The organism is Mycobacterium sp., from assembly GCF_049683355.1.
Lineage (GTDB): Bacteria > Actinomycetota > Actinomycetes > Mycobacteriales > Mycobacteriaceae > Mycobacterium.
The window spans coordinates 1-4,364 of sequence record NZ_JBAUJB010000152.1; the positions used below are offsets into that span (position 1 = coordinate 1).

Sequence of the window (4,364 nt, forward strand, 5' to 3'; positions counted from 1 at the left end):
CCCGTTGCGGGTGGAGCGCACGGCCCGGCGCACCGCGGGCAGGATCACCTCGACGACCGGCACCGGCGCGTACCGCTCGCGGGCGTCGCGCAGGCAGGCCGAGGACGCCGTGTTGCAGGCGATCACCAGCGCCTTGACGCCGCGGCCTCCGAGGTGGTCACCGATGGCCAAGGCGTGGGAGCGGATCTCCGGGACGGTCAGCGGGCCGTACGGTCCGTTGCCGGTGTCCCCGACGTAGATGACGTCTTCGTCGGGGAGTTGGTCGATGACGGCCCGCGCGACGGTCAGCCCCCCGACGCCGGAATCGAAGATCCCGATCGGGGCCTGCGGTGAGGTCATGTGTTCAGCGACGGCGGCCGCACCGGGCGCCGCAGCGCACGCGCCTTGCGTTCCGGTCCGGACAGCAGATAGGCAGCGAGCAGACCCGCCAGCGCCCCGCACAGATGGCCCTGCCACGAGACCCCGAACGTCCCGGGCAGCACACCGAGCAGGATGCTGCCGTAGATGAACAGCACCACCACGCCGATGACGATCTCCCAGATGTTGCGGGTGAAGAACCCGAAAACGATCAGGAACGCCAGCCAACCGAAGATCAGACCCGAGGCGCCGATGTGGTTGGTCTCGATCACCACGCCGTTGTAGGCCGGCGCGCCGACATTGCCGATCAGCCACGTGCCCAGCCCGCCGACGATCCAGATGATCGCGGTCGCGTAGAGGAACCGGGACAGCCCGGCCAGCGTCACCAGAAACCCGAGTACCAGCGCCGGGCCGGTGTTGGCGATCAGGTGCTCCCAATTGGCGTGCAACAGCGGCGCCGTCAGGATGCCGGTCAGACCGTCGGTCTCCAACGGGCGAATTCCGTTGTCGTCGAGTTGGTGCCCGGTCAACGCGTCGAAAAGCTCGATCACCCAGAGCAAAAACACGAACGAGACGATCGTGACGACCCCGACGACCCACGTCGGGCGTTTCTTCGGCTGCGCGGGCGGTCCGGCCATGCCCGGATAGCCGCCCGGCAGACTCATCGGCGAACCCTCAAGCCCATAGCTGCCCTTCCAGCGCGTCCTCTGCGTCATCCAGGCTACCGGCGTAGGCGCCGGTCGACAGATACTTCCACCCGGCGTCGCACACGGTGAACGCGATGTCGGCACGCTCACCGGCCTTGACCGCTTTGGCGGCCATGCCGAGCGCGGCGTGCAGGATCGCCCCGGTGGAGATGCCCGCAAAGATCCCCTCGGACTGCACCAGCTCGCGGGTCCGCCGCACCGCGTCATAGGAGCTGACGGCGAAGCGGGTGGTCAGAACGTCGGGGTCGTACAGCTCGGGGATGAAGCCCTCGTCGATGTTGCGCAGCGCGTAAACGCCCTCGCCGTATCTGGGTTCGGCCGCGACGATCTGCACGCCGGGGACGTGCTCGCGCAGGTACCGACCGGCGCCCATCAGCGTGCCGGTGGTACCGAGGCCCGCCACGAAGTGCGTGATCTCGGGCAGGTCGGCGAGCAACTCCGGGCCGGTGCCGTCGTAGTGCGCGGCGGCATTGGAAGGGTTACCGTACTGGTACAGCATCACCCACGAGGGATGTTCTGCCGCAAGCTCTTTGGCGTGCGCGACCGCAGTGTTGGAGCCACCTTCGGCCGGGGAGTAGATGATCCGGGCACCGTAGAGCTCCAACAGCTGACGACGCTCGATCGACGTGTTCTCCGGCATCACGCAGACCATCTGGTAGCCCTTGAGCAGCGCGGCCATCGCCAGGGAGATACCGGTGTTGCCGCTGGTCGGCTCCAGGATCGTGGCCCCGGGCTGCAACAGACCGCTGCGCTCGGCGTCGGTGATCATCCGCAACGCGGGGCGGTCCTTGATGGACCCGGTCGGGTTGCGGTCCTCGAGCTTGGCCCACAGCCGCACGTGTGGGGAGCCGTCCCAGGACGGCGAGATCCTCTGGAGCCCGACCAGCGGGGTACCCCCGAGCGCTTCGAGCAGCGAGTCGTACCTGGTCATGTCGCCGTCACCCCGACCATGTCAGCCACCGGCGACGGCGGGCAGGATCGTCACCGAGTCCCCGTCGGAGATCGCGGTGTCCAGGCCGCCGGAGAACCGGACGTCCTCGTCGTTGACGTAGATGTTGACGAACCGGTGCAGCTTCTCGCCGTCGACGATCCGCTCGGTGATCCCCGAATAGTTCGCCTCCAGATCGCTGATCACCGCGGCCAGCGTGTCGCCGGAGGCGCTGACGCGCTTCTCACCACCGGTGTGGGTGCGCAGGATGGTCGGGATCGAAACGGTGACGTTGGCTGAATCGGGCACAGGTTTCTCCTACTGGTACTGGTCGACGATCTTGACGGGCTCTTCGGTGACGACGCCGTCCACGATGCGGTAACTGCGCAACTCGTGCTCGTCGGGGTCACGGGTGGACACCAGCACGTAGTGGGCGTCGGGTTCGGCGGCGATCGCGACGTCGGTCCGGCTCGGGTAGGCCTCGGTACCGGTGTGTGAGTGATAGATCACGATCGGCGCCTCGTCGGCCTCGTCCATCGCCTTCCACACCCGGAATTGCTCCATGGAATCGAACCGGTAGAACGTCGGCGAGCGCTCCGCGTTGAGCATCGCGATGAAGTTCTCCGGACGGTCGGACCCCTCGGGCCCGGAGATGACCCCGCAGGCCTCGTCGGGGTGGTCGGCACGGGCATGGCTGACCATCGCGTCGACCAGGTCGGCACGGATCGTCAACACTGCGCCTCTTTCACGAGCTTCCTCTCATCCCGAACGCTCCCGGCAACAGGGAACGGTAGGTGGGTATTCCGGCGACTGACTCGGCGGCCAGCACTCCGACGAGCACCGCGCGGGCCAGACAGTCCGCGGCAGCCGCGCCGATCGCGGTGATCAGCGGCACTTCCGGGGACATCGACGCGGGGGTCGTCGGGTCCGGATCGACCTCTACCGCGCCGGTGGCCAACGCGAACACCGTATCGCCGTCGAGCGGGGTGTGGCACGGCAGGATGGTGCGCGCCAGCCCGTCGTGCGCGGCAACCGCCATCCGGCGACAACCCGCCGGGCTGAGCGCGGCGTCGGTGGCCACCACGGCGATCGTGGTGTTCAACGGGCTGAACTCGGCGCGCCGTTCGGCGTAGGCCGCCAGCTCGTCGGCCGGCGGCGGCACCAGCCCGAACTCCGCGATCTGATACGCCAGCCAGGACAGCCCGGTGCCGCGGTCGACGACATCGCCGGCGGAGTTGACGACGACGAGCGCGCCGACGGTCACCCCGGAGTCGAGTGTCACCGAGGCGGTGCCCACGCCGCCCTTGAGGACCCCGGCCCGCGCCCCGACGCCCGCTCCGACGGTGCCCACCGCGAACTCGGTGCCCGCCCGCTGGGCCGCGAGGTAGCCGAACTCCGCGGTGGGCCGGCACCGCCAGCCCCCGACGGGAAGATCGAAGACCACCGCGGCCGGCACGATCGGCACCACGCCACCGTCCATCGCCACGCCGCGGTCGTGTTCCTCGAGCCAGGTCATCACGCCGTCGGCCGCGGCGAGCCCGAAGGCGCTGCCCCCGGAGAGCACCACACCGTCGACATGGCGCACCGAGTTGCTCGGGTCCAGCAGGTCGGTTTCGCGGGTCCCGGGCGCTCCCCCGCGACCGTCGACCGCGCCGACGGTGCCGGGAGGGGTCAGCACCACGGTGGTGCCGCTCGCCCAGCCGGAGCCGAGCTGCGCGTCGGAGTCGAGCCTGTGGTGGTGACCGACGCGGATACCGCTGACATCGGTGATCGTGCCGACCACTAGCGACCCCGGTCGATCAGGCTCAATACCAGGTACTCCTGCAACACCGTCAGCCATTGGTACACGTCGAGGTGCCCGGCCATCGGATGGTCGGCGGGCAGCCGGTCGGGCCCGTCGGCGCCGATGTCGAGCATCGTGCCCAGCGCCAACCGCACGTCGTTGACCGCGGTGGCCCAGGACTGCGCGTCGTCCTCGGTCAGCTCGAACTTCCCGCCGCCCGGCGGGACGGTGTCCAGCAGACGTTGCGCCGCTTCACGTTTCGCGTCGATGATGGCCGGCTCGTGCAGGCCGCGCAGCGCGCTGTTGAGACTCTCCGCGGCACCGGACCCGGCGGGATGTTCGGTGGCCGGCCGATAGAAGTCCGGCAGCAGACGCTTCATCGTATCGTCTTCCGGCGGAACCGAATTGCCAGTTCGAATTCCGGTGATCTCGGTAAGCTCGTCGGTCGGACCCGAGGACTGGCGATCCTCGAGCATTCCGAGCAGGGAGGTCACCAGGCTGCTCAACAACTCGGCTTCGTGTGCGGCCAGCGCCGACCGCAACCGCGGGCCGTCGGCGCCCTCGACCCGCTTCCACTTACGCACAGTCT

The 4,364-nt window shown here is 68.9% G+C and carries 7 protein-coding genes; all 7 read right to left on the bottom strand.

Annotated elements, in window-relative coordinates; translation table 11 throughout:
• The coding region (locus tag WA944_RS09475; protein ID WP_526646807.1) for a glutamate racemase at positions 1-339 on the bottom strand (339 nt) is incomplete at its 3' end.
• On the bottom strand, positions 336-1,022 hold the full coding sequence (locus WA944_RS09480) for a rhomboid family intramembrane serine protease (protein ID WP_526611648.1): 687 nt from the start codon (positions 1,020-1,022) through the stop codon (positions 336-338). The genes WA944_RS09475 and WA944_RS09480, both read right to left, overlap by 4 nt.
• 10 nt (positions 1,023-1,032) lie before the next feature.
• The gene (locus tag WA944_RS09485) at positions 1,033-1,995 is read right to left on the bottom strand and encodes a PLP-dependent cysteine synthase family protein (protein ID WP_526369452.1); all 963 of its coding nucleotides are present in this window, start codon (positions 1,993-1,995) and stop codon (positions 1,033-1,035) included.
• Between the two features lie 21 nt (positions 1,996-2,016).
• A complete protein-coding gene (locus WA944_RS09490; RefSeq protein ID WP_163893382.1) occupies positions 2,017-2,301 on the bottom strand; it encodes a MoaD/ThiS family protein in 285 nt (94 codons plus the stop codon).
• 9 nt (positions 2,302-2,310) lie between these two features.
• Entirely contained in the window at positions 2,311-2,727 is a 417-nt protein-coding gene (locus WA944_RS09495; RefSeq protein WP_526369454.1) for a M67 family metallopeptidase, read from the bottom strand.
• 10 nt (positions 2,728-2,737) lie between these two features.
• Positions 2,738-3,775 carry a P1 family peptidase gene (locus WA944_RS09500; protein WP_526646809.1) on the bottom strand — a complete coding sequence of 346 codons (1,038 nt, stop codon included), beginning with the start codon at positions 3,773-3,775 and terminating at the stop codon, positions 2,738-2,740.
• Positions 3,775-4,359, bottom strand: a complete 585-nt coding sequence (gene aosR, locus WA944_RS09505; RefSeq protein ID WP_526646811.1) for an oxidative stress transcriptional regulator AosR — start codon at positions 4,357-4,359, stop codon at positions 3,775-3,777. Before aosR ends, WA944_RS09500 begins: the two co-directional genes overlap by 1 nt.
• Positions 4,360-4,364: the final 5 nt, after the last annotated feature.